Source organism: Janthinobacterium lividum (assembly GCF_034424625.1).
Taxonomy (GTDB): domain Bacteria; phylum Pseudomonadota; class Gammaproteobacteria; order Burkholderiales; family Burkholderiaceae_D; genus Janthinobacterium; species Janthinobacterium lividum.
Genome location: NZ_CP139976.1, coordinates 1,953,597 through 1,977,449, shown reverse-complemented (window position 1 = coordinate 1,977,449; position 23,853 = coordinate 1,953,597). Strand labels below are relative to the sequence as shown.

The window sequence follows — 23,853 nt, the reverse complement described above, 5'->3', positions numbered from 1 at the left end:
TCCGACCCCGGGTGTTATCGGGTTTTCAGGCCTTCAACGTGAGCGCCAGACGGCTCCCGCGTCGTTCGGCTGCGTCAAGCGCTCGATCACTTCGCGCGTCAAACTGGCCGAGCTGACCTGTTCTGCTTTCGCGCGGGCGGCGGTCAGGGAACTGGAAAACGCGCTTTGCGGCTGCTCCAGGCTGGCGCGCAAGGCGGCCAGTTCGCGCTCTTGCTGCTGCGCGCGCGCCGTTTCCAGGTCCAGCAATTGTTGCTTGGCCGCCGCCATCGCGCGTGTCGTCTCGGCCGCCTTGCGCTGCAGGGCTGCATGGGCCTGGGCGCTGGCCAGCAAGGCTTGCTGCGCGGCGAGCTTCTCGCTGGCCGCCTGCTGCGCGGCCAGTTCCAGTTGCTCGCGCTGGCGCATGGCTTCCAGCGCCTGCTGTTCCATGGCAGCACGCGTTTCCGCTGCCGCCGTCGCCTGTTTTTCCGCTTCCAGGCGGCCGGCGATGGCTTGCGAGGCGCGCTCTTCGGCACTGCTGGTCTGGCGCTGCTGCACCAGCTTTTGCGCGATCAGGGCCAGCGACTCGCGCTCGGCCGCGACGAAATCGCGCTCGGACGCCAGCAGCGCATCGGCCGCTTGCGCCTTGGATTCTTCCACGCGGGCGCGCTCGGCATGCACTTGTCCCAGTTCCACGGCCAGGCGCGCCTGTGCCTGTACGGCTTGCGCGGCAGCGGCTTTCTGCTCGCCTTCGACCAGGGCCTGATCCATCAAAATACGGATGGCGTCCGCTTCTTTTTGCGCCGCTTCCGTCAAGGCCAGTTCGGCCGCCTGCTGGCCGCGCAGCAGTTCCGCTTGCGCGCCTTCGGCGGCGATGCGTTCCTGCGCCGCGTTGAACGCCAGCGCTTCCGCTTCCAGTTTCTCTTTCAAGGCGGCGATGGCGGCTTGTTCGGCGGCCAGGCGCTCCTGCTCCGCCTGCAGCAGCTGCTCTGCCTGCTGCGCTTTTTCCTGTGCCAGTTGCGACGCCTGTTCCTGCGCGGCCAATGTCGCCCGGCCGGCATCGACCTCGGCCTGCTCGGCTTCATTCTGGCTGGCGGCCAGTTCCGCGGCCTGGCGCGCCAGTTCGGCCCTTTCGTGCGCCAGGCTGGCGGCGCGCTGCTGCTCTTCCAGTTCGCGGGCTGCCGCCACGGCGGCGGCCTGCTCGGCCGCTTCGCGTGCCTTGGTTTCTTCGAGGGCCGCCGTTTCCGCTTCCAGCTTGGCGTGGCCGGCGATTTCCGCATCCTGTTCGGCGGCGACGCGGGCCAGCGCCACGGCGCGCAGCTGGCGGTCTACCTCGATGCGTGCTTCGGTGGCGGCCAGGATGCGCACGTCGGCATCGCGGCGCGCCTGCGCGCTGGCCACGGCGACCATTTCCAGGCGCTCGCGGTGGATGGCCGCGTCGCGCAGTTCCTTTTCCGTCTGCAGGCGCAAACGCAGGGACTGCGCCGCATGGCGTTCCGATTCCGCCTGTGCCAGGGCGATGGCTTCGCGTTCCTGCTCCAGGTGCGCCAGCGCGCGCGCTTCTTCCAGGGCGCGCACTTCGGCGGCGGCCCGGTTGAAGGCCGATTCCAGCGCGATCTGGTCGGCGCGCTCGCGCTGCACCGTCAAGTCCAGCGCTTCGCTTTCCGCCTCGGCCAGCATCTGCGCCGTCTGGCGCGCACCGTGCGCATGGCGCTCGCGCTCACGCGCCAGCACGGCAACTCTTGCATCGGCCGAGGCGATGCCCACCATTTCTTCCTTGGCTGCCTGCACGGCGGCGACGCGCTCGACGGCCTGCAGGCGCGCCTGCTCCGTCTGCACCTGCAATTCTTCGGCCGCGCGGGCGGCCTGTTCGGCCAGTTCCGACTGCACGGCCACCTGCTCGCTGGCGCGCAAGCGGCTTTCCTGTTCCGCGCGCGAACGCTGTTCGGCGGCCAGGCGGATTTCATTGTCCGACTCCACGCGGGCGCGCAATTCCGCCGTCTCCTGCTTGACGGCTTCCAGGCGGGCCACGCTGGCTTGCGCGGCGGCGCGCATGGTGTCGAGACGTTCGCGGTTGGCGGCAATCGCTTCTTCGGCTGCCTGGGCATTTTGCTGTGCGGCGGCGGCGGCGGCGGCGTCGATGGCGGCGCGGTCCTCGGCCAGCGAGCGCACGCGCGCCTCGGCCAGCGCGCGGCTTTCGGCGGCGCAGGTGGCCTTCGCTTCCGCTTCCACGCGGGCAATCGCCTCGTGGATGGCTTTCAATTCCATTTTCTGGCGTTCGGCGGCCGGTGCCTTGCCATCAACGTCGGCTGCCGGCCCGGCTTGCGGCTCGGGCATCGCGGTGACGGGAGCGGCAAGAGCGGCAGGAAGCGGCGCTGGCGCATCGGCCTTGCGCTCCAGGTCCTTGAAATCATGCAGCGAGACCATGCTGTCCTGGTCGAACTCGTCGTCGGCGGAATACGCGACGGTGAGGGAGGCGGCCTGGCGCTGATTTTGCTGTGCTTGCATGATTTCTCGCTTATTCGGGTGAATTCCGTTGCTTATGGGAATTTATTACCACCATTATCGAACAGGCATGCGCAAATCAGCGCGGCAAGAAGAGGGGCGTTTACCGCCCTTTTCCCGCGTTTAGGTCAAATGGGCCAGAGCGGCGCTTCATCCATCAAGGCAACCTGCTCCCTGAGTTCCAGAATGCGGTCCTGCCAGTAGCGCTGCGTGTTAAACCACGGGAAGGCGACGGGGAAGGCGGGATCGTCCCAGCGGCGCGCCAGCCAGGCCGAATAATGGATCAGGCGCAGGGTGCGCAGCGCTTCGACCAGGTACAGCTGGCGCGGGTCGAAATCGCAAAAGTCTTCATAACCGGCCAGGATGTCGCTCATCTGGCGCACCATGTCGCCCCGCTCCCCCGACAGCATCATCCACAGGTCCTGGATGGCCGGGCCCATGCGGCTATCGTCGAAATCGACGAAATGGGGGCCGGCATCCGTCCACAGCACGTTGCCGCCATGGCAATCGCCGTGCGTGCGCAGCATGGCCACGTCGCCCGCGCGGTCATAGCAGCGTTTGACGCCATCGAGCGCCTGTTGCGCCACGCTGGAATAGGCGGCCAGCAGTTCGGGCGGCAGGAAATTGCCCTCCAGCAAAAATTCGCGCGGCTCGACGCCGAACGTCTGGTGGTCGAGCGCCGGACGCTCCTTGTACGTGGACAGCGCGCCGACGGCGTGGATGCGGCCGATGAAGCGCCCTATCCACTCCAGCGTCGCCGGGTCGTCCAGCTCGGGCGCGCGGCCGCCGTGGCGGGGAAAGACGGCAAAGCGGAAGCCCTGGTACTGGTGCAGGGTGCTGCCGTTGATTTCCAGCGCCGGCACCACCTGGATTTCGCGCTCGACCAGCTCGGACACGAACGCGTGCTCTTCCAGGATGGCCGTATCGCTCCAGCGCTCGGGACGGTAGAACTTGGCCACCAGGGGCGCGCTGTCTTCGATGCCCACCTGGTAGACGCGGTTTTCATAGCTGTTCAGGGCCAGCAGACGGCCATCGCCGCGCAGCCCCACGCTGTCGAGGGCGTCGAGCACGCAATCGGGGCTCAGGGCGGAAAAGGGATGGACGGGCCGGTCGTCCTCGTGCGGCTGGTTTTCATTGTGCATAAGCGACATTGTAAGGCGCGCGCGGGCCGCCGGTGCAAACACTTAGGTGAGGAAGCGCCGCTAGGCGTATACTGTCTGCTTACATTCAATAAAGAGCAAGCCATGCAACTCGAACAGCCATTATCAGAAAAAGAATTCGACGAATTAGACCAATTCCTGTTGTCGGAGCGCTGCTCCGAAGACGCGATGACCATGGATATGCTGCACGGCTATCTGACGGCCGTCGCCATCGGCCCGGAACCGATCATGCCGGCCGAGTGGTTGCCGCGCGTGTGGGGCGAAGATGCCGAAGATGCGCCGAAATTCAAGAACAGCAAGGAAGAAGAGCGCATCGTCAACCTGATCATGCGATTCATGAACGAAGTGCTGGTGACGTTTGAAGTGGCGCCGAAGGAATTCGAAGCCCTGTTCGTCGAGCACGACTACGAAGGCCAGACCCTGATCGACGCCGAAGCCTGGTGCTGGGGCTTCTGGGACGGCATGGAGCTGCGTCCTGGCTCGTGGAACGAAATCTGGGATTCCGAAGTGGCCGAGCTGATGCAGCCGATCTACCTGCTGGGCGCCGACGAAATCAAGGAAGAAGAGCTGAAACTGGTGGAAGACCCGGTCAAGGCGCACAAGCTGGCGCAGGAACTGGAAGCGAACCTGCCGGCCATCCACCGTTTCTGGGTCCCGCGCCGCAAGGCTCCCGTGCAGACCATGAAGCGCGAAGAGCCGAAAGTGGGCCGCAACGACGACTGCCCTTGCGGCAGCGGCAAGAAGTTCAAGAAATGCTGCGGCGCCGAGCCGGCAGCCGAGTAATCCCGCAGTAGCATCACTCTCTGTGCCGGCGTCCTGCCGGCGCAGCGCTGGCGCTGGCCCCCGGGCTATAATCGCCGCATGAAACTCCCTGACCTGAACCTGCTCGTCGCCCTCGACATCCTGCTCGAGGAAGGCAGCGCCGTGGCCGCCGCGCGGCGCATGAATTTGAGCGCGCCTGCCATGAGCCGCACCCTGGCGCGCATCCGCGACGCCATCGGCGACCCCGTCTTCGTGCGCTCCGGGCGCGGTCTGGCGCCCACCCCGCGCGCGCTGGAATTGCGCGAGCAGGTGCGCGGCGTGGTGGAACAGGCGCACGCCATCTTCACGTCGGGCCGCGAAGTGGACTTGCGCACGCTGGAACGCACCTTCAGCCTGTGCGCCAACGACGTGTTTGTCGGTTCCTACGGCGGCAAGCTGCGCGACCTGCTGGCCCGCCATGCGCCGCACACGGTGCTGCGCTTCGTGCCAGAGGGCGATGGCGCCACGGAAAACGACGCCCTGCACGCTGGCCGCATCGACCTGTACATCAGCGCGCGGCGCGCCTTCGCGCCCGACATCAAGCTGCAGCAGCTGTTTACCACCGGCTTTGTCGGCATCGCCCGCAGCGACCACCCGATCTTCGACGGCCCCATCAACCTCGACAGTTTTACCGAATACGAACATATCAGCGTCTCGCGGCGCGGCCTGGCGCGCGGTCCCTTCGACACCATCCTGGCCGAGCGGGGCTACACGCGCCTGGTCTCGCTGATCAGCCCCAACTTCCAGTCCGCCATCTTCGCCGTGGCCGATTCGCGCCTGCTGCTGCCGCTGATGCCCACGCCCCTGCTGGCCATCGTCGAGCGCCTGGGCTTGAAGCTGCGCACCTTCCAGCTGCCCATCCCCGTCGACAGCGTGGAAGTCTTCCAGGCCTGGCACCCGCGCCTCGACCACGACCATGCGCACCGCTGGCTGCGCCGCATGATCAAGGAGCTGTGCGACGGCACGCCACCCGACGCTTAGGGTCTGAGCCCACAATCATTGCGCCAGACGCAATTCAGAATTCATTAATTATCAATTTTCACAAGATTGACGGCTACCTATACTGCGTGGACTGATCCTCATCCACGGAGTTCCCTGTGTCTGCTGTACCCCTTCCTGGCGCCGCCCCCGCGGCCGCGCCGCCCGCGCCTCCCATCTTCGGACTGCGCCTGGCCACGGGCCTGGCTGGCGTGCTGCTGGCCGTGCTGGTATCCGGCCTGAATGAAAACATCACCAAGGTCGCGCTGGCCGACATCCGCGGCGCCATGGGCATCGCGCGCGACGACGCCAGCTGGCTCGTCGCCCTGTATGCGGCCGCCTCGGTCTCGGCCATGGCGTTCGCGCCGTGGTGCTCCGTCACCTTTTCGCTGCGCCGGCTGACGGCCACCGCCATCATCGTCTGCATGGCCGCCGGCGTGCTATGCCCGTTCGCGCCGAACCTGTCCGTGCTGATGGTCCTGCGCGTGGTGCAGGGCGCGGCCGGCGGCGCCCTGCCGCCCATGCTGATGACGGTGGCGCTGCGCTTCCTGCCGCCGAACATCAAGCTGTATGGCCTGGGCGGCTATGCGCTGAGCGCCACCTTCGGTCCCAGCCTGGGCACGCCGCTGGCCGCCTTCTGGACCGAATACCTGGGCTGGCAATGGGCCTTCTGGCAAGTCGTCCCGGGCAGCATCGTCGCCCTGCTGATGGTGTCCTGGGGCTTGCCGCAAGACCCGCTGCGCCTGGAGCGCTTGCGCCAGTTCGACTGGCGCGGCCTGCTGCTTGGCCTGCCCGCCATCAGCATGCTGGTGGTGGGATTGCTGCAGGGTGAACGCCTGGCGTGGTTCGCCTCGCCGCTGATCTGCGTGCTGCTGGGCGGCGGTCTGTTGCTGCTGGTGCTGTTCTTCATCAACGAGTGGTCGCACCCGCTGCCGTTCTTCAAGCTGCAACTGCTGTCGCGGCGCAATCTCAGCCATGCCCTGCTGACCCTGGGCGGCGTGCTGTTCGTGCTGCTGGCCGTGATCCTGATTCCCTCGTCCTACCTGGCGCAGGTGCACGCTTACCGCCCGCTGCAAACGGCGCCCGTGATGCTGATGGTGGCGCTGCCGCAGTTGATCGCCCTGCCGCTGGTGGCCGCCCTGTGCAACATCCGTGCCGTCGACTGTCGCTGGGTGCTGGCCATCGGCCTGGCCCTGCTGGCACTGTCCTGCGTGCTGGGCGCGCGCATGTCGCCGGACTGGATCCGCACGCATTTCTACCTGCTGCAAGCGGTGCAGATCTTCGCGCAACCGATGGCCGTGATTCCCTTGCTGCTGCTGGCCACCACGGGCCTGGCGCCGCAGGATGGCCCGTTCGCCTCGGCCTGGTTCAACACCATCAAGGGCATGTCGGCCGTCGTCGCCACCGGCGTGCTCGATGCGCTGATCACACGCCGCAACCATTTTCATTCGACGGTGCTTAGCGAACGCCTGGGCAACCTGCCAGCCGGCGTGGACATGGCGGGAATTGCGCAGCGCATGCATGCGCAAGTCGTCACCCTGACCTCGTCCGACCTGTACCTCACCGTGGCCGCCATCGCGCTGGCCATGATTGTGATCATTCCCATCCTGCCGACACGCGTATTCCCTCCGCGCGCCGCCTGATTTCCATTTTTACGAAAGAGCTTCACCATGCAAACACCCATACTGCGCTCGCGCGCATTTCTTCTCGGCCTGGCCCTGCTGGCCTGCGCCCTCGCCTTTTGCGCCTGGCAACTGCTGTTCGCCCGTGGCGACGAACAAGCCACCGACGACGCCTTTGTCAGCGCCGACTACACCGTGCTTTCCCCCAAGGTGGGCGGCATCGTGCGGGAAGTGCTGGTGGAAGACAACCAGACTGTCAAGGCGGGTCAGCTGCTGGCGCGCATCGACGACCGCGACTACCAGGCCGCCGCCGCCTCGGCCCGTGCCGAGGTAGCCGGCGCCGAAGCGCAACTGGCGAATGCCCGCGCCACCTTGCAGCGCCAGCAATCGGTGATCGAACAAGCCAGCACCCTGGTCGACGCCAACCAGGCGGAAGACAAACTGGCGCAGCAGGAACTGGCCCGCTCGCAGCACCTGGCTGGCCAGGGCGCGGGCAGCGTGCAGAACGCGCAGCAGGCGCAATCGCGCTTCGACGTGAGCCGCGCGCGCCTGGCGCAAAACCGCGCCGCCCTCGTCGCCACCCGCAAGCAGACGGAAATTTTGCAAGCGCAGCAAGACGCGGCTGAAGCGGCCTTGCTGCGCGCCAGCGCCAGCCTGCAACGGGCCGAACTGGATCTATCGCATACGCAGCTGCGCGCCCCCATCGACGGCATCGTCGGACGCCGCATCGTGCGCGTCGGCGCCCTGGTGGCTCCCGGCGCCAGCCTGATGGCCGTGGTGCCCCTGAACCGCAGCTTTGTCGTCGCCAACCTGCAGGAAACCCAGCTGACCCACGTGCGCCAGGGCCAGCGCGCCAGCATCGCCGTCGACGCCTATCCGGGCATGCTCCTGCGCGGCACGGTGCACAGTATCGCGCCCGCCACGGGCGTGACGTTCGCCGCCATCGCGCCGGAAAACGCCACCGGCAACTTCACCAAGGTGGTACAGCGCATCCCCGTCAGGATCGCGCTCGATCCGGGCCAGGATGGCGACGCCCGCCTGCGCGTGGGCATGTCGGCCGAAGTGCGCATCGATACGGCCATGCGCCGTCAACATCTGCAACAGGTGAGCGCGCGATGAAAGCATGGATACTCTTCACGGCCCTGGGCCTGGCCGGCTGCGCCAGCGTCGGCACCGACTTCCAGCGCCCGCACCACGAGCTGGGACAGCAATGGCGCCAGGCGCAGGATGCCAGTTTCGCCGCACAGCAGGATGGCGCCATCGAGCAGCGCTGGTGGGACAGCTTTGGCGATACCACCCTGTCGTCACTGCTGCAGCGCGCCGCCGGCGCCAACCTCGACATGCTGGCGGCCGCCAGCCGGCTGGAGCAAAGCCGCGCCGCGCGCGGAGTCATCGGCGCCGCGCAAGGCCCGTCGCTGGGTGCGAATGGCGGCTACAGCCGCGCGCGCAACAGCGAACAGGGCTTGAGCGACCCGTCGCGCAACAATGGCCAGTCCGCCTACAACCTGTGGCAAAGCAACCTTGACGCAGCCTGGGAACTGGACCTGTGGGGCCGCGTGCGGCGCGAAGTGGAAGCTGCCGATGCGCGCGTCGACGTGGCAGTGGAAACGCAGCGCGGCGTGCTGCTGGCCGTGCTGGCCGAAACGGCGCGCGACTACATCGAGCTGCGCGGCGCGCAGCAGACGCTGGCCATCACGCAGCAGCTGCTCGATATCGCCCGCCATACCTTGAACCTGACCCGCATCCGCCTGCGCGAAGGCGCGGCGACGCAGCTCGACGAGGCCGAGGCGGCGGCCCATGTCGCCACCATCGAAGCGCGCCTTCCGCCGCTGCAGCAGCGCGAAGCGCGCCTGGGCAATGCCCTCGCCCTCCTGCTGGCGCTGCCGCCACAAGGCTTGCGGGCGGAACTGGCGGCGGGCAAGGACATTCCCGCCATGACCATGCAGGTGCAGCTGGGCGTGCCGAGCAGCCTGGCCGAACGGCGGCCCGACATCCGCCGCGCCGAAGCGCAGCTGCACGCGGCCACGGCCGCCATCGGCGTGGCGCAGGGCGATTTTTATCCACGCATTACGCTCTCGGGCAGCGTCGGCCTGCAAGCGATGCAGCTGTCCGACATCGGCTGGGACGCCAGGCGCTTCGCTTTCGGCCCCGGCTTCAGCGTGCCCCTGTTCGATGGCGGCCGCCTGCGCGGCAACCTGCAATTGCGCGAGGCGCAGCAACAGGAAGCGGCCATCGCCTACCGCCAGACGGTGCTGGCCGCCTGGCACGAGGTGGAGGATGCGCTATCTGGCTACCAGGCCAACGCCCGCCGCCAGGCCAGCCTCGATGAAGCCGTCAAGCAGGGACGGCGGGCGCTGGGCAGCGCGGAACTGCAGTACCGCCAGGGCGGCACGGACCTGATCAACGTGCTGCATGTGCAAAACACCTTATTGAACAACGAAGCGGCGCTGGTCGACAGCCGTGCCACCGCGTCGCTGTCGCTGGTCCAGGTCTACAAGGCGCTGGGCGGCGGCTGGCAAGCATTTTCAACCACCTCGCAAGGAAGCACGCCATGAAACCGAATCCCGCACAGTTCTCCATCCACGACGTCAGCGACTTTCCCGTCGTGCGCTTTCGTCCTGAAACGGCCGTTACCGGCTATGCCCCGCTGTGGGAAAACGACATGGACGCCCTGCTGCGCCATGGCGAACCGTTCGTCATGCTGTTCGAAGAGGAACGCAGCGATGAAGCGCACATCGACCGCAAGCGGCGCGGCCTTTGGCTCAAGCACAACAAGGTAGCGCTGGCCGCCATTTGCCGGGGCCTCGTATCGGTCGAGGCGGACGCGGAACAGCGCGCGCGCCTGCAGGCGATGGCGGCCGGCGCCATGAAAGCCTTCGGTATCCTGCAAGAGGTGGCGGCCACGCGCGAACAGGCCGAGGCCCTGATGGTATGGCTGCTGGGCAGCGGCCAGATGGCGCGGCCGCGCGCGGCGGACGTGTGGTGATGAATTGATTCAGCGAGTGAGTGTATCCGTCAGGCGACCCTGCGGACGGCGCTTCTGGCAGGGATGACGCACACGTCGCCATCGCTGCTGGTCGCCGTCGTCAGGGCGATGCCGTACAGCGCGGCCAGGGCCGGCACGGCGCCGGCATCGCTGGCGATATCGGCCACCAGCTGGCCCGAACGCACCAGCAGCAGCCGCTCGAAGCCCAGCAAGGCGTGATTGATGTCGTGCAGGATGGCGATGACGGCGTGGCCGCGCGCGGCGCAAAACTGCCGCAGGCTATCGAGCAAATCGAACTGCAGGCCGGGATCGAGCGCCGCCAGCGGTTCGTCGACGAGTATCAAGCCATCCTGTACGTCCCACATCTGCGCGAAGATGCGCGCCAGCTGCACCCTGGCCTGCTCGCCGCCGGACAGGGTATCCAGGCGGCGGCCCAGCAAATGCCCGGCGTGCGCCAGGGTAGCCGCGTCCTGCACGATCCGCCCCAGCTGTGGGTCGACCAGGCGCGCCACCCGTCCCAGGCCGATCACCAGCTCGCACTGCAGTCCGAAGGCCACGTTCGAGCCCTGCGGCAGGACGGCGCGGCGCCGCGCCAGGTCAGCCAGCGGCCACTGCGCCAGCGGCCTGCCGGCGAACGCCACCTGGCCCGCCTGCGGGTGCAGTTCGCGCGCCATCAATTTGAGCAGGGTCGACTTGCCCGCGCCGCTGGGGCCGAGGATGGCGACGCGCTCGCCGGCCGCGATCCGCAGATTGAACGGGCCGAAATACTGCTGGCCCAGTTGTGTGGTGGCGAAGGAGAGTTCCAGCAGGGGCGTCATGCGCATCCTTTCAGGCAGTGCCGTGGCGGAAGCGCCGCAACAGCATCAGGAAAAATGGCCCGCCCAGCAAGGCCGTGAAAATGCCGACGGGGACTTCCGCCGGAATGGCCACCGTGCGCGCCAGCGTGTCGGCCAACAGCAGCAGCAAGCCGCCGGCCAGCATCGCCAGGGGCAGGACGCGGCGCTGGTCGGCGCCCAGCCAGGTGCGCACCAGGTGCGGCGCGATCAGGCCGATGAAGCCGATGCCGCCGCACCAGGCGACGGCAAAGCCCGTCAGCACGGCCACCAGCACGATGACCTGCGTGCGCAGCCGGCCCACATCGATACCCACGTGCAGGGCCTGCGCCTCGCCCAGCGCCAGCGCATTCAATGAGCGCATCAGGAAGCGCGTGGCCCACAGCGCGCCGGCCAGCACCAGCAGCAAAGCCGCCACCTGGCGCCAGCTGCCGGCCGACAGCGAACCGAGGGTCCAGAAAGTCAGGGTGCGCAACTGGTCGTCGCTGGCCAGGTAGATGCACAAGCCCATGACGGCCACCGTGATGGCGTTCAGCGCCACGCCCGTCAGCAGCAAGCCGACGATGGAGCCGGGGGTGGCCCAGCGCGCAACCCTGTCAAGCAGCACGCAGATCAGCATGGCACCGGCAAACGCGGCGGCCGGCAGCAGCCACACGCGCAGCTCGGGCGCCACGTGCAGGCTGGCCGCGAAGACGATGGTGGCCGCGCCCGCGCAGGCGGCGCCGCTGCTCACGCCCAGCAGCCCCGGATCGGCCAGCGGATTGCGGAACAGCCCTTGCGTCAGGCCGCCGGCCAGCGCCAGCGCGGCGCCGATCAGGATGGCAAACAGGGCGCGCGGCAAACGGATATGCCACAGCACATACGCGCCGCCGGACAGCGTCTCCTCGCCAGATTGAAACGGCGCCAGCCAGTCGGCCAGGGTCACCGGCACGGCGCCCGCCTGCACGGCGATGATCAAGCCGACAAACAGCGCCACGGCCAGCAATCCGCCAGCGCCCCAGCGTGGCCAGCGCCACGGGGCGACAGACGCCAGGGAGGCCACGTTCATGCCGTCATGGCTTTGACGAAGGCGGCGTCGAGTTCGGCCAGCGCCTGCGGCATGCGCGGGCCAAAGCCCAGCAGCAGCATGGCTTCCAGCGACACGATGCGGTGCTTGCGCCCGGCCGGCGTCTGCGCCAGGCCTGGCAGTTTCAAGATGCCGTCCACGCCGCCCGAGGCCTTCAAGCCCTGGTCCGTGACGAGCAGCAGGTCGGGCCGCGCGGCGATCACGGCTTCGGGCGTCAGCGGCTTGTAGCCGGCGAATCCACCCTGGCCGCCCTGTCCGCCCATCACGTTGACGGCACCCGCGTACGCGAGCATGGCGTCGGCGCCCGTCTCGCGCCCGCCCACCATCACCTGGTTCGGCGCATGCGCGAGAATGAACAGCACGCGCACGGGCGCATGCTGGCGCTGCTGCACCTTGGCCAGGGCGCCGCTCCATTGCTGCTGCAAGGTATGCGCCAGGCGCGCGGCGGGGTCGGCACGTCCCGTGATCTGGCCCACCTGTTTCACCCGTTCGAGCAAGCCTTCGAATTTGTTATTCGCGTTCAGCACCGCCACCGGCACGCCCGCGTCGCGCACCTGGCGCAGCACCGTTTGCGGTCCCGCTTCCTCGGTGGCGATCAGCTGCGTGGGCGCCAGCGACAGCACGCCCTCGGCCGACAAGGTGCGCGCATAGCCCACCTGCGGCAGCTGTTGCGCCACGGCCGGATACAGCGAGGTGGTATCGACGCCCACCAGTTCCCCCTGCGCTTCCAGCGCATAGACGATTTCCGTCAACGCGCCGCCCACGCTGACGATGCGCCGCGCCTTGACCATCGGCTTGGACGCGTCGCTGACGGCGGCCAGCACCTGCATCGGCGCGGCCAGCGCCAGCGCTCCCGCCCCCATTTTTTTCAGCGCGATGCGGCGCGCCACGCTGGCGGCGATCATGCGGCGCATAGTTCGCCCTCCTGCAGCACCCGCTCGACGACGTTGCGCCATTCGCACAATTCGTGCACGCCCGGCTTGCGTTCGCCGAAGAACATGACGATGGTGTCGCCCTTGGCGTCGAACAGCTCCACCGATGTCACCAGGCCATCGACGGTCGGCTTTTTCACCACCCAGGCGCTGGCGATATGGTCTTCGCGCAAATGCAGGTTGAAGCGCTGGTCCAGGACATTGATCCACGGCCCCATCACGGCGATCTTGTGCACGGGCCCCGAATGGATCTGGATCATGCCGGCATTGCCGACGAAGGCCATGATGGCCACCTTTTCGAGGGCGGCATTATTGAGCAGGTCGAGCACGCAGGATTTGTCGAGCTGCTGCACGAAACGCGCCTCGGCCAGGCGCAGGCCTTGCAGGCGCGAGACCGAATATTTTTTCAGCACGGTGAAAAATTCATGCGTGTCGCGCAAGTCGGCCCAGGCGGCGCGAAAGCCGGCCACGTCGATCTGCGCGTCGGGCAGTTCCGCCGGCGGCGGCGCCGGCGCCGTCACGGCAATGCCGGCCGCCTGATCCGCATCGGCGAAGCGCGCCACCAGCGCGTCGTAGGCGGCCAGGTCGCTTTGCGGCTTGAGGAAAATCTTGTGCACGGCATGGCCGGCCGCATCGAAAAACTGCAGGCTGCGCTGCACTTCCTTCTCGCCCATCTCGCGAACGGCAAAACCATGCGCCCACTGGCGGTAAAACACGCGCAGGTCGATATCGCCACCGAGCACCAGGCCCACGTGGTTGTTGTGGCTGGCTTTTCGATACACGCCCGTCTTTTCATGCACGCACGAGGCGTTGCGCGTCAGCGCCATGACTTCGCCCAGCGGTTCCAGGGCGGCGATGATGGCGGGCCAGTCGGCCTGCAGGCGCTCGGCGCCCAGCAAGGCGCCATCGGCCAGCGACAGGCCGGCGTGCGCGGCGATTAGCTCGCCTTCGGAAATGGCCAGTTCCTCGGCGATATCGCGGTGGCGGGCTTTCTTTTCGCGGCGCAGGCGGGCAAATTCGCCGGCGACCAGCTCGGTATTGCAAATAGGGGGCATGCTCGTCACGGTGTCTCCTTTCAAGGCGAACACTGGCTGGCATGGGCTGGCTGGTGGTGGGGGAATCTTGAAATCAATTATAAATGAGAATCATTCGCAATCAAGTGTTATTTGTACGCGGCCAAAAAAAAGCGCCGCGGCAGGAAACCCGTCGCGGCGCAAAGGAGACCGATCGGTATTGCCGATCAGTTCAGGAAAAAAGTTCAGGCGCTGGCTTGCACGCCAGGCATGGAAACCGGCTTGGCACTGGGCCGCTGTGCCAGCAAGACCACGGCGGCCAGCACCATGGCACCGCCCAGCAATTGCGTGCCGCTGACGGATTCCTTCAGCAAGGTCACGCCGAACGCCATCGTGATGACGGGTTCAAACGTGGAAATGATGGATGCCTTGGCCGCGCCGATCTGCGCCACGCCGGCAAAGAAGGCGGCAATCGCGATGGCCGTCGAGAACAGCGCGATGGCGCTGACGGCCAGCCAGCCCGTCGCCGTACCCGGCAAGGACACGCCTTGCCACAAAGCAATCGCACTGTTCGACAGGCCGGCCGTGCCCAGGATCACCACACAGGCGGCCAATGGGTGAATATTCTCGCGGCTTTTCGACAGGCTGTTGCCAAACAGGATGTACACGGCATACACGCCGGCGGCCATCAATGCCAGCGCGATGCCGATGGGCTGGCCCTGCAGCTTGCCGCCCAGGGTGATGGCCATGCCGGCAATGGCCAGCGCCATCAGCACCAGCATGCGCCGGTCCAGCTTTTCCCAGCCCAGCGCCAGCGCGAGGATGGTCACCAGCACGGGATACACGTACAGCAGCATGCCGCACAGGCCGCTGCTGGCATACATGAGCGCATTGAAATAGCCTTGCGACTGGGCCGTGTACATCAGGCCCATCAGCATGTAGCCGGCCAGCAGGCGGCCGCGCGGCAAGCGCCAGCCACCGAGCCACACGAGCGGCAGCAACAGCATGGCGGCGATGACGAAACGCAAGGCCAGCATGGTCGACGGGTTGACCCCGGACGCATATGCCGCCTTGGCAAACACTGCGGAACTGCCGAATCCGGCGGCCGACAGCAACACCAGCGCAACAGCGCGGCGATCAGACATGACTAACCTCTTTGAGTACACCCGGGCAAACCTGCTGCGCATCGCGACGGTTTTCCCAGGCGTTGTAAATATAAATGCCAAGCAAGGCTGGTAGATGATTCATGCGTGAATCATATTGCGGGTCACTTCACGCATAGCCGGCATCATATTCGCTTGCGCAAAATGAAACAAACCAATATTCTTCACGGATAGGCCAAATAATACTGAGGCTCAATTCTCTTGAGAATGCCATGTCACGTCCCCTGCCCCCACTTGCCGCCCTGCACGCCTTCGAGGCCGCCGCCCGCCACGAAGGCTTCCAGCGCGCGGGCGAAGAATTGCACGTCTCGGCCGGCGCCATCGGCCATCATGTGAAACAGCTGGAAGCGTGGCTCGGCATCGTGCTGTTCCAGCGCCTGCCGCGCGGCGTGGTGCTCACCAGCGCCGGGCAGCGCTATGCGGCCTCGCTGGGGCCGATACTCAACCAGCTGGCCGACGTCTCCGAGCAGGCGCGGCGCCAGGGCGATGACAAGGTGGTGACGGTGACGGCCACCAGCTCGCTCGTCTCGCGCTGGCTGATGCCGCGCCTGGGACGCTTGCGCGACCGCTATCCGCAGATTGAACTGCGCGTGCTGGCCTCGATGCACCCGGTCGACCTGGCGCGCGATGGCGTGGACGTGGCCATCCGCCTGGGACCGGGCCGCTATCCGGGCCTGAAAGTGGATTTATTGATGGAAGAATGGTTTTCCGCCGTCTGCAGCCCCGATTTCCGCGCCAACGCGGCCAGCCTGCGCCAGCCCGCCGACCTGCTGCGCTACCCGCTGCTGCACGACGAGCCGGAAGTGCACCTGCCCGGCGAAATCGACTGGACGCGCTGGCTGCACAGCTGCGGCGTGCATTACAGCGGCAATAGCGGCAACAGCGGCGCGCGCTTTTCGCACACGTATCTGTGCCTGGACGCGGCCGCCAGCGGCCAGGGCGTGGCCATCGCCGCCAGCCCCCTGATCGGCGACGATCTCCGCTCGGGCCGCCTGGTGCGCGTGTTCGAACATACCGTGCGCGGCCCCCACTGCTATTATCTGCTGCGTTCGCCCCAGGCGGAAACGCGCCCCCTCGTGCACGCCTTCTGCGAATGGCTGATCGCCGAGGCGCGCGCCGACCAGGAAACCGTCTGGCCCACCGTGGAGACAGCATGACGAGCAGGGAACTGGCGCGCAGCGCCCAATATATTGTCCAGCATGAATACGAACATGCCAAGGTGACGGCGGCCGATGGGCGTCATGCCAGCCTGGGCGAATTCTATGGCGATCCGGCCGTGGCCTTGATCGATGTCAATGAGCAATGGTGTGCCGTGGCGGGCGAGGGATTGGTGCTGTGCCGGCTGGAGCAACCGTTCGGGCAGTGCGTGGCGTATTTTCGCGAACCTGGCGAGACAGTGTGGCTCACGGGCTTGCGGCAAACGGGACCGTTTGCGCTGGAGTGGCAGGGCGAGGATGCCGAATGGCACGGCCTGATCTTCGCGGCCCCGGGTGCGTCGGCTTACGCGCCAGGGCGCTAAGCCGACCTACGCCGCCTGGATATCTTCGCGGCGGAGGATCGTCGGATTACGCTCCGCTAATCCGACCTACGCCCCCGGCGCGGCGCGCCATATGTAGGTCGGCTTAGCGCCTGGGCGCGTAAGCCGACAACACTATTACAATTTGATGAAGTGCTCGCGGTAGTACTTCAGCTCTTCGATCGACTCGAGGATATCGGCCAGCGCAGTGTGCTTCTGGTGCTTCTTGAAACCGGTGGCGATTTCCGGCTTCCAGCGCTTGCACAGCTCTTTCAGTGTCGACACGTCAACATTACGGTAGTGGAAGAATGCTTCCAGCTTCGGCATGCCGCGTACCATGAAGCGGCGGTCCTGGCCGATGGTGTTGCCGCACATGGGCGACTTGCCTGCCGGCACGTATTTCTTCAGGAAGGCGATCAGTTCCGCTTCCGCCTGGGCTTCCGTCACGGTCGACGCCTTGACCTTGTCGATCAGGCCCGAGCGGCCGTGCGTGCCCTTGTTCCAGGCATCCATCTTGTTCAGGGTTTCATCCGACTGGTGAATCACGAACACGGGGCCTTCGGCCAGCAGGTTCAAGTGCATGTCCGTCACCACTACCGCCACCTCGATGATGCGGTCGGTATCGGGCTCCAGACCCGTCATTTCCATGTCGACCCAGACCAGGTTCATCTCATTTGGACGTGCGGGCACCGCGGGTGCGGGGGTGGATGCAGTTAAGTCGGTCGCTTGTGACATAATTCTCTCTTGGCCTAATCAAACTAAATAATCAGCCATTTTCTCACAGGCACAGAATGTATTCACTCGCGTTTTCGATTTTGTTTGTATCCGTCCTCGTTTTGACTCTCGCCGTGCGCTTCTGGCTCGCTTCGCGGCAGATTCGCCACGTGCTGGCGCACCGCGCCGTTGTCCCGCCCGAATTTGCGGAAAAAATCCCGCTGGCCGCGCACCAGAAGGCGGCCGACTACACAGTGGCCAAGACCAAATTCGGCTTGCTGACCTTGCTGATCAACTATGCCGTGCTGATCGGTTTTACCTTGCTGGGCGGCCTGCAATGGCTGGCGCTGCACCTGAATGAATGGATGGGTCCCGGCTCGCCCATGTTGTACCAGATCGGCCTGATCGCCGCCTTTGCCGCCATTTCCGGCCTGATCGACCTGCCCTTCGACTATTACCGCCAGTTCGTGCTGGAGCAGCGCTTCGGCTTCAACACCATGGCGCGCAAGCTGTTTTTCACGGACATGCTCAAGGGCGTGGGCCTGGGCGCCGTCATCGGCTTGCCGCTGATCTGGGTCGTGCTGACCCTGATGGCCAAGTCGGGCGACCTGTGGTGGCTGTACGCGTGGTTCGTCTGGAGCGGCTTCCAGCTGCTGATGATGGTGCTGTTCCCGACCGTCATTGCCCCGCTGTTCAACAAATTCACGCCGCTGGCCGACGAAGCGCTGAAAAGCCGCATCGAAGGCTTGATGCAGCGCGTCGGCTTCGCTTCGAAAGGCTTGTTCGTCATGGATGGCTCGAAGCGCAGCGCCCACGGCAATGCGTATTTCTCGGGCTTTGGCGCCAACAAGCGCATCGTCTTCTTCGATACCCTGCTGTCGCGCCTGGCGCCACAGGAAATCGAAGCCGTACTGGCGCATGAACTGGGCCACTTCAAGCTCAAGCACATCGTCAAGCGCATCGCCATGATGTTCGTCATCTCGCTGGGTTTCCTCGCGCTGCTGGGCTTCCTGAAGACGCAGCCGTGGTTTTACGCGGGCCTGGGCGTCGATCCCGTGGCGCTGGCGCTGACGGGCCAGCCGACGGACGCGCTGGCGCTGCTGCTGTTCATGCTGGCCTTGCCCGTCTTCACTTTCCTGCTGGGGCCGTTGACGTCGCTCAGCTCGCGCAAGCACGAATTCGAAGCCGACGCCTTTGCCGCCACGCACACGCAGGCGGACGACCTGGTGTCGGCGCTCGTCAAAATGTATGAAGACAATGCGTCGACCCTGACGCCCGACCCGCTGCACTCGGCCTTCTATGACTCGCATCCGCCGGCCAGCGTGCGCATCCGCCACCTGAAAGGGGCTTCCGCATGAATACGCCATCCACTTCGCAAGACCTGGCCCAACTGAGCTGCACGCCGCGCCAGCAGGCGCTGGGCGACACGGATATCGCCACCCTGCACGCCCTGCTGCCCCAGTGGACGGTGCAAAACGGCAAGCTGTGCCGCGACTTCGGCTTCAAGAATTACTACCAGACCCTGGCGTTCGTGAACGCCCTGGCCTATATGACCCATACGCAAGACCACCATCCGGAGCTCATCATTACTTACAAAACCTGCGCCGTGCGCTACGACACGCACTCGGTCAACCAGGGTGCCGGCGGCCTGTCCGAAAACGACTTCATCTGCGCCGCCAAGGCCGACCTTATCTACCAGAGCAGCCAGGTGGCCCCATGAGCGAAGGCAAGTTGACGGGCATCATCATCGCCGCCCACGGCCGCCATTACCTGGCCGACGTGGACGGCGCCAAGCTGCAATGCGTAACGCGCGGCAAGAAAACCAATGTGGCCGTGGGCGACATCGTGCACCTGACGCGCACTTCCAACGACCAGGCCGTCATCGACCGCATCGAGGAGCGCAAGACCTTGCTGTACCGCTCGGACCAGTACAAGTCGAAATTGCTGGCCGCCAACCTGACGCAGCTGTTCATCGTCGTGGCGACGGAACCGGGCTTTGCCGACGACCTGATCTCGCGCTCGCTGGTGGCGGCCGACGCGGCCGGCATCGAAGCGCGCATCATCCTCAACAAGACGGACGTGACCGCTTCGCTGGAGCGTGCCCGGGAACGCCTGCTGCCGTATTCCTCGATGGGCTATCCCGTCGATGAAGTGTCGGCGCGCGCCGAACCGGAGCACGCCGTGGCCACCCTGGCGCCCCTGCTGGCGGGCCAGTCGTCGATCCTCATCGGTCAGTCGGGCATGGGCAAGTCGTCCCTGATCAACCTGCTGGTGCCAGACGCGGACATCGCCGTGCGCGAAATCTCCGCCGCGCTCGACACGGGCAAGCACACGACCACCTTTACGCGCCTGTACAAGCTCGACGAACTGGGCGCGAACAGCTCCATCATCGATTCGCCCGGCTTCCAGGAATTCGGCCTGTACCACTTATCCGAGGGCATGCTGGAACGGGCCTTCCGCGAATTCCAGCCCTACCTGGGCGGCTGCAAGTTCTATAACTGCCGCCACCTGATCGAGCCGCAGTGCGCCATCCTGCAAGCCTTGTCCGAAGGAAAAATCTCCAAGATGCGCCATACCCTGTACGGCCAGCTGCTGCACGAATCGGCGCAAACGCTGTATTAACGCGCCTGGCGCCCGCCATCGGAGCGGGCGCCAAACCGACAAAAACATTATCAACGCGAATTAAACAGAATTAAATTCTGCCGCTCAGCCCGCTTTCCTGCATTCATTCCAAAACCATCCATCGTCCGATTTCGCGTTTCAGCGCCGAATTCCTGCGTTTCATCGCTTTGCGCTGGCATCGCGCAGGTCCGATTGCTACCTTGGCATTGTCCCCGCCAGCGAACCTGCTGGAGACAACATTGGTCTAACTCCAACCAGCATTTTGATCACAAGGTGAAATCATGAAAGCATCGTTCTCGCGTACCCTCGCCCTCGGTAGCGCCGCCCTCGTCCTCGGCCTTTCTTGCCTCAGCGCCAGCGCGCTGGAAATCGGCGATCAGGACAAGGTCCAGATCTCCGGCAAGGTCTATAAACTGGCCCCGCAGGAATTCAGCCAGTACGGCAATCGCTACCAGCTCGACACGGGCGATACCTTGCTGCTGCGCCAGCAAGTCAACCGTTACTTCACGCAAATCAAGGGACAGCCCGAAATAGAGCTGTTCGGCCGCGCGCCCGGCGTCTTTGAAACGGCCAGCGGCACCCGCATGGAATTTCGCAACGATGGCGACGTCATCGCCATTACCGGACTGAACAATATTCCGGGCGCCATCGCCAAGGCTGGCGAAACAGCCAGCACCGTGCACTTCGCCGGCCGCTAGCACAAGCAGTACGGTACAGGCGGCACGGCCATCGCCAGGCTGTCCACGGGGCGTGCATCAGCCGGCAGGGGCTGATGCACGCCCCGCCTGCTTTGCGCCGCCTGAAATGGCGCGCGCAAAAAATACTGTCGAGTCGGCCAAACAACTGCATCCGAATGCAGCTTACAATGCGATCCAATAAGGTGTCACTGGCCGCGGGCCAACACCATCGCCTTGCGGGAGATTTCGGATGGAAATGTTCGCCCTCGAACATGACATTGCACAGTGGGAAGACACACTGCGACCATTGCGCGCCCTGGAGCGCTTGCCCTTGCTGATGTTGCTGGCATGGCATTTGCGCCAGCGTAACTGCGCACAGGCGCTGCACCATGCAGACGAAGCGGCAACCTTGTTGCCCCAGGCCCAGCTGCCGGCCCACGCCCTGGCCATGGCGCAGGCGCGCCTGCAACTGGTGCAGGCGGAAGTGGCCTGGCTGCAAGGTGCGCTCGATGCGGCCGAAAGCCTGGCCATGGCGGCGCACGCCATCCTGTGCGCGCATGGCGACGGCGCCGCTTGCGCCGATGCGCACTGGCTGCTGTCCTCGATTGCCGTCGACCGGGGCGACCATGCCCGCTGCGATGCCGAACTGCTGGCCGCTGCCGAACAGGCGCGCAGCGCCGGCGATGCGATGCGCGCCAGCCTGGCCGACGCGGCCACGGCGCGCTGGGCCGTGCTGCGCGATGCGCCGGCCGCCCAAGCGCGCTGGGGCAGCCACTTCCAGGCCGACGGCGCCAGCGGCAAGCTGCCCGCGCCGCTGGCTGCCTGGGTGCATGATTTCCGCGGCTTGCTGGCGCACACTTCGCGCGACCTGGGCACGGCCGCCGGCCACTACATGCAAAGCTACGAAGCGGCGCTGGAAAGCGGCCAGCTGCGCGGCGCCATCACGGCCGCCATCAATATCGGCGACTGCTTCGCCAGTCTCAACGACAACGAATCGGCCCTCGAATGGATGCAGTGCGCGCTGGACCTGGCGCGCCCCACCGGCTGGCCCCGCAGCATCGGCGCCTGCCAGACGCATACGGCCGAAACCATGCGCAAGCTGGGGCGGCTGGCCGCGGCCGAAGACTTGCTGCGCCAGGCGCTGCTCATCCTGGCCCCCGTGGCAGGCGCGCGCACCTATGCCAACGCCCTATTCCACCTGGGTGAACTGAGCCTGGACAAGGGCGACTACGACACGGCGCTCGACGCTTTCAGCCGGCTGGCGCAGCGCGCCGAAGCGCTGGGCCAGGCCGATTTCCGCAGCATGGCGCAGCGCGGCAGCGCGCACGCGCTGTCCTATCTGGATCGCCCCGATGAAGCGCTGCAGGCGGCCGAACGGGCTTGCCAGCTGGCCACCGCGCAAGGCGACGCCATGCATCAGGTGGCGGCGCTGCGCGTCCTGTCCATGCTGCATGCGCGCCACGAGCTGCCGCCGCCCGCAGGCATGCAGGAACGCAATCCCGCCCTGCATTTCCTGCACCAGGCGCTGCAGGTGGCCGCCTCCATCGAAGGCTATTCGCCGCCCGGCGAACTGCTCGATGCGCTGGCGCGCGAATACGCGCATGCGGGCGACTATGCGCGCGCCTACGATATCGCCCTCGATGCGGGCATGGCGCGTGAAAAAAGCCACACCCAGCAGGCGAGCAACCGCGCTACCGCCATGCAGGTCTACCACCAGACGGAACATGCGCGCTCGGAAGGCTATCACCACCGCGAACTGGCCGCCTCCGAAGCGCGCCGCGCCGAAGTGCTGCAACAGACCAGCGACACCCTGGAACGGCTGTCGGCCATCGGCCAGGAAATCACCACCCACCTGGACGCCAGCGCCGTATTCCAGGTGCTGGACCGCCATGTGCACGCCTTGCTGCCAGTCAACACCTTCGCCGTCTACATGCTCGATCCGGCTGGCACGGCGCTGCGCCGCGCGCACGGCATGGAAGCGGGCCGTCCCCTGCCCGACAACGCCATTCCACTGAGCAATCCACGCGCCTACTCCGTGCGCTGCCTGCTGGGCCGGCGCGAAGTGTATATCGACCAGGTACCGCCGCGCCGCCATGCCTACACGGTGCCCGGCACCCTGCATAACCAGAGCGTGCTGTACGTGCCGCTGATGGTGGGCGAACGCGTTCTGGGCGTGATGACGGTGCAAGCTTGCCATGCCAACGCGTATGGCGAACGCGAGCGGCTGATCTTCCGTACCCTGTGCGCGTATGGCGCCATCGCGCTCGACAACGCCAGCGCCTACCGGCAATTGCAAGATGCCCAGGCGCAACTGGTATCGCAGGAAAAACTGGCTGCCCTCGGTTCGCTGATGGCCGGCGTGGCGCATGAACTGAATACCCCGATCGGCAACAGTTTATTAATCGCCAGTACCATGCAGCAAAAGACGGAAGACGTGGAACGCCTGATGAACGGCCCCGGCCTGCGCCGCTCGGACCTGGCCGCCTTCATCGACGATGCGAACAAGGCGTCGGCGCTGGTGATGCGCGGCCTGCGCAGCGCGGCCGACCTGGTCAACAGTTTCAAGCAGGTGGCCGTCGACCGCACCACCGAGCAGCGGCGCCGGTTTGACTTGCAACAAGTAAGCAATGAAATCATCGCCACCGTCATGAACCGCATCCGCAGCTCGGGCCACCGCATCGAAGTGGAGATAGCCTTCGGCATCGCCATGGACAGCTATCCTGGCCCGTTCGGCCAGGTGATCACCAACCTGATCAACAATGCCCTGCTGCACGCCTTCCCCCCCGCGCCCAACGATGGTGGCGCCGGCACGGGCTGCATGCGTTTGTCCGCCACGATGGAGGCGGCGCGCGTGCAGATCGTCTTCGAAGACAATGGCGGCGGCATCGCCGAACAGCATTTGTCGCGCATCTTCGACCCCTTCTTTACCACCAAGCTGGGCCAGGGTGGCAGCGGCCTGGGTTTGTCGATCAGCTACAACATCGTCACGGCCCTGCTGGGCGGCACCATCCAGGTGGCCAGCAGCCCTGCCGGCACCCGCTTCACCCTGGACTTGCCCCTGGTGGCGCCGCAGCTGGACGGCGCTGCGCCCGCCAGCATCTATTAATCCACCGCCCCGTTGCCCGGGCGCAGGCTTGCCTATACAAGTACGCGCCCGGCCAGTCTTTCCAATCTAAAAGCAAAACCCTTATAATTGAACGGCTGAAGTACTTGCCATTGCATTATTTTCAACTTGGCAAACCGCATCGTACCGCGCGACAGGCGTCGCGCTGGCACCGATCAACACAGC

At 65.8% G+C, this 23,853-nt stretch carries 21 protein-coding genes; 13 read left to right on the top strand and 8 right to left on the bottom strand.

Annotated elements, in window-relative coordinates; genetic code table 11:
• Positions 1 to 33: 33 nt before the first annotated feature.
• Positions 34 to 2,484, bottom strand: coding sequence for a coiled-coil domain-containing protein (locus U0004_RS08945; protein WP_070259716.1), 2,451 nt, complete (start codon positions 2,482 to 2,484; stop codon positions 34 to 36).
• Positions 2,485 to 2,609: 125 nt separating this feature from the next.
• On the bottom strand, positions 2,610 to 3,623 hold the full coding sequence (locus U0004_RS08940) for a serine/threonine protein kinase (protein ID WP_070259714.1): 1,014 nt from the start codon (positions 3,621 to 3,623) through the stop codon (positions 2,610 to 2,612).
• 102 nt (positions 3,624 to 3,725) lie between these two features.
• On the opposite strand from U0004_RS08940, the gene U0004_RS08935 reads away from it, so the two are divergent.
• The 6 genes from U0004_RS08935 to U0004_RS08910 all read left to right on the top strand — a co-directional run bounded on the left by U0004_RS08935 (position 3,726) and on the right by U0004_RS08910 (position 10,028).
• Entirely contained in the window at positions 3,726 to 4,424 is a 699-nt protein-coding gene (locus U0004_RS08935; RefSeq protein ID WP_034785080.1) for a UPF0149 family protein, read from the top strand.
• A gap of 78 nt (positions 4,425 to 4,502) precedes the next feature.
• Positions 4,503 to 5,423 (top strand): LysR family transcriptional regulator, encoded by a 921-nt coding sequence (locus tag U0004_RS08930; RefSeq protein ID WP_070259712.1) that lies wholly within the window; start codon positions 4,503 to 4,505, stop codon positions 5,421 to 5,423.
• A gap of 116 nt (positions 5,424 to 5,539) precedes the next feature.
• Positions 5,540 to 7,063: an MFS transporter gene (locus tag U0004_RS08925; protein WP_034785076.1), complete on the top strand. Its 1,524-nt coding sequence runs from the start codon at positions 5,540 to 5,542 to the stop codon at positions 7,061 to 7,063.
• A gap of 27 nt (positions 7,064 to 7,090) precedes the next feature.
• Positions 7,091 to 8,161 carry an HlyD family secretion protein gene (locus U0004_RS08920; protein ID WP_070259710.1) on the top strand — a complete coding sequence of 357 codons (1,071 nt, stop codon included), beginning with the start codon at positions 7,091 to 7,093 and terminating at the stop codon, positions 8,159 to 8,161.
• Positions 8,158 to 9,597, top strand: a complete 1,440-nt coding sequence (locus U0004_RS08915; protein ID WP_070259708.1) for an efflux transporter outer membrane subunit — start codon at positions 8,158 to 8,160, stop codon at positions 9,595 to 9,597. Before U0004_RS08920 ends, U0004_RS08915 begins: the two co-directional genes overlap by 4 nt.
• A complete protein-coding gene (locus U0004_RS08910; protein ID WP_070259706.1) occupies positions 9,594 to 10,028 on the top strand; it encodes a hypothetical protein in 435 nt (144 codons plus the stop codon). Before U0004_RS08915 ends, U0004_RS08910 begins: the two co-directional genes overlap by 4 nt.
• A gap of 29 nt (positions 10,029 to 10,057) precedes the next feature.
• Here U0004_RS08910 and U0004_RS08905 read toward each other — a convergent pair whose 3' ends face one another.
• The 5 genes from U0004_RS08905 to U0004_RS08885 all read right to left on the bottom strand — a co-directional run bounded on the left by U0004_RS08905 (position 10,058) and on the right by U0004_RS08885 (position 15,017).
• Positions 10,058 to 10,846, bottom strand: coding sequence for an ATP-binding cassette domain-containing protein (locus U0004_RS08905; RefSeq protein WP_070259763.1), 789 nt, complete (start codon positions 10,844 to 10,846; stop codon positions 10,058 to 10,060).
• A 10-nt stretch (positions 10,847 to 10,856) separates the two neighbouring features.
• Positions 10,857 to 11,909: a FecCD family ABC transporter permease gene (locus U0004_RS08900; RefSeq protein ID WP_070259704.1), complete on the bottom strand. Its 1,053-nt coding sequence runs from the start codon at positions 11,907 to 11,909 to the stop codon at positions 10,857 to 10,859.
• Entirely contained in the window at positions 11,906 to 12,841 is a 936-nt protein-coding gene (locus U0004_RS08895) for a heme/hemin ABC transporter substrate-binding protein (protein ID WP_070259702.1), read from the bottom strand. The genes U0004_RS08900 and U0004_RS08895 overlap by 4 nt, the downstream gene beginning before the upstream one ends.
• The gene (locus tag U0004_RS08890; RefSeq protein WP_052140378.1) at positions 12,829 to 13,914 is read right to left on the bottom strand and encodes a hemin-degrading factor; all 1,086 of its coding nucleotides are present in this window, start codon (positions 13,912 to 13,914) and stop codon (positions 12,829 to 12,831) included. The genes U0004_RS08895 and U0004_RS08890 overlap by 13 nt, the downstream gene beginning before the upstream one ends.
• Positions 13,915 to 14,117: 203 nt before the next feature.
• Positions 14,118 to 15,017 (bottom strand): DMT family transporter, encoded by a 900-nt coding sequence (locus tag U0004_RS08885; RefSeq protein ID WP_034785067.1) that lies wholly within the window; start codon positions 15,015 to 15,017, stop codon positions 14,118 to 14,120.
• A 230-nt stretch (positions 15,018 to 15,247) separates the two neighbouring features.
• Here U0004_RS08885 and gcvA point away from each other — a divergent pair, with 230 nt between their 5' ends.
• Positions 15,248 to 16,192 carry a transcriptional regulator GcvA gene (gene gcvA, locus U0004_RS08880; RefSeq protein ID WP_070259700.1) on the top strand — a complete coding sequence of 315 codons (945 nt, stop codon included), beginning with the start codon at positions 15,248 to 15,250 and terminating at the stop codon, positions 16,190 to 16,192.
• Complete coding sequence (locus U0004_RS08875; protein WP_070259698.1) at positions 16,189 to 16,554, top strand: hypothetical protein; 366 nt, start codon at positions 16,189 to 16,191, stop codon at positions 16,552 to 16,554. Before gcvA ends, U0004_RS08875 begins: the two co-directional genes overlap by 4 nt.
• 135 nt (positions 16,555 to 16,689) lie before the next feature.
• On the opposite strand, the gene orn is transcribed toward U0004_RS08875, so the two are convergent.
• Positions 16,690 to 17,286 (bottom strand): oligoribonuclease, encoded by a 597-nt coding sequence (gene orn / locus U0004_RS08870; protein WP_170846480.1) that lies wholly within the window; start codon positions 17,284 to 17,286, stop codon positions 16,690 to 16,692.
• A 56-nt stretch (positions 17,287 to 17,342) separates the two neighbouring features.
• Between orn and U0004_RS08865 the strand changes: the two genes are divergently transcribed.
• The 5 genes from U0004_RS08865 to U0004_RS08845 all read left to right on the top strand — a co-directional run bounded on the left by U0004_RS08865 (position 17,343) and on the right by U0004_RS08845 (position 23,670).
• Complete coding sequence (locus U0004_RS08865; RefSeq protein ID WP_034785061.1) at positions 17,343 to 18,623, top strand: M48 family metallopeptidase; 1,281 nt, start codon at positions 17,343 to 17,345, stop codon at positions 18,621 to 18,623.
• On the top strand, positions 18,620 to 18,985 hold the full coding sequence (locus tag U0004_RS08860; RefSeq protein ID WP_070259695.1) for a 4a-hydroxytetrahydrobiopterin dehydratase: 366 nt from the start codon (positions 18,620 to 18,622) through the stop codon (positions 18,983 to 18,985). Before U0004_RS08865 ends, U0004_RS08860 begins: the two co-directional genes overlap by 4 nt.
• On the top strand, positions 18,982 to 19,887 hold the full coding sequence (gene rsgA / locus U0004_RS08855) for a ribosome small subunit-dependent GTPase A (protein ID WP_070259693.1): 906 nt from the start codon (positions 18,982 to 18,984) through the stop codon (positions 19,885 to 19,887). Before U0004_RS08860 ends, rsgA begins: the two co-directional genes overlap by 4 nt.
• Positions 19,888 to 20,168: 281 nt before the next feature.
• Positions 20,169 to 20,585, top strand: a complete 417-nt coding sequence (locus U0004_RS08850) for a hypothetical protein (RefSeq protein WP_070259691.1) — start codon at positions 20,169 to 20,171, stop codon at positions 20,583 to 20,585.
• 229 nt (positions 20,586 to 20,814) lie between these two features.
• Positions 20,815 to 23,670, top strand: a complete 2,856-nt coding sequence (locus U0004_RS08845; RefSeq protein ID WP_070259688.1) for an ATP-binding protein — start codon at positions 20,815 to 20,817, stop codon at positions 23,668 to 23,670.
• The last annotated feature ends 183 nt before the right edge of the window (positions 23,671 to 23,853 follow it).

Coding starts and splice junctions, on each gene's coding strand:
- U0004_RS08945 (WP_070259716.1), bottom strand. CDS start 2,484: ATGCAAGCACAGCAAAATCAGCGCCAGGCCGCCTCCCTCACCGTCGCG.
- U0004_RS08940 (WP_070259714.1), bottom strand. CDS start 3,623: ATGCACAATGAAAACCAGCCGCACGAGGACGACCGGCCCGTCCATCCC.
- U0004_RS08935 (WP_034785080.1), top strand. CDS start 3,726: ATGCAACTCGAACAGCCATTATCAGAAAAAGAATTCGACGAATTAGAC.
- U0004_RS08930 (WP_070259712.1), top strand. CDS start 4,503: ATGAAACTCCCTGACCTGAACCTGCTCGTCGCCCTCGACATCCTGCTC.
- U0004_RS08920 (WP_070259710.1), top strand. CDS start 7,091: ATGCAAACACCCATACTGCGCTCGCGCGCATTTCTTCTCGGCCTGGCC.
- U0004_RS08915 (WP_070259708.1), top strand. CDS start 8,158: ATGAAAGCATGGATACTCTTCACGGCCCTGGGCCTGGCCGGCTGCGCC.
- U0004_RS08910 (WP_070259706.1), top strand. CDS start 9,594: ATGAAACCGAATCCCGCACAGTTCTCCATCCACGACGTCAGCGACTTT.
- U0004_RS08905 (WP_070259763.1), bottom strand. CDS start 10,846: ATGACGCCCCTGCTGGAACTCTCCTTCGCCACCACACAACTGGGCCAG.
- U0004_RS08900 (WP_070259704.1), bottom strand. CDS start 11,909: ATGAACGTGGCCTCCCTGGCGTCTGTCGCCCCGTGGCGCTGGCCACGC.
- U0004_RS08895 (WP_070259702.1), bottom strand. CDS start 12,841: ATGCGCCGCATGATCGCCGCCAGCGTGGCGCGCCGCATCGCGCTGAAA.
- U0004_RS08890 (WP_052140378.1), bottom strand. CDS start 13,914: ATGCCCCCTATTTGCAATACCGAGCTGGTCGCCGGCGAATTTGCCCGC.
- U0004_RS08885 (WP_034785067.1), bottom strand. CDS start 15,017: ATGTCTGATCGCCGCGCTGTTGCGCTGGTGTTGCTGTCGGCCGCCGGA.
- gcvA (WP_070259700.1), top strand. CDS start 15,248: ATGTCACGTCCCCTGCCCCCACTTGCCGCCCTGCACGCCTTCGAGGCC.
- U0004_RS08875 (WP_070259698.1), top strand. CDS start 16,189: ATGACGAGCAGGGAACTGGCGCGCAGCGCCCAATATATTGTCCAGCAT.
- orn (WP_170846480.1), bottom strand. CDS start 17,286: ATGTCACAAGCGACCGACTTAACTGCATCCACCCCCGCACCCGCGGTG.
- U0004_RS08865 (WP_034785061.1), top strand. CDS start 17,343: ATGTATTCACTCGCGTTTTCGATTTTGTTTGTATCCGTCCTCGTTTTG.
- U0004_RS08860 (WP_070259695.1), top strand. CDS start 18,620: ATGAATACGCCATCCACTTCGCAAGACCTGGCCCAACTGAGCTGCACG.
- rsgA (WP_070259693.1), top strand. CDS start 18,982: ATGAGCGAAGGCAAGTTGACGGGCATCATCATCGCCGCCCACGGCCGC.
- U0004_RS08850 (WP_070259691.1), top strand. CDS start 20,169: ATGAAAGCATCGTTCTCGCGTACCCTCGCCCTCGGTAGCGCCGCCCTC.
- U0004_RS08845 (WP_070259688.1), top strand. CDS start 20,815: ATGGAAATGTTCGCCCTCGAACATGACATTGCACAGTGGGAAGACACA.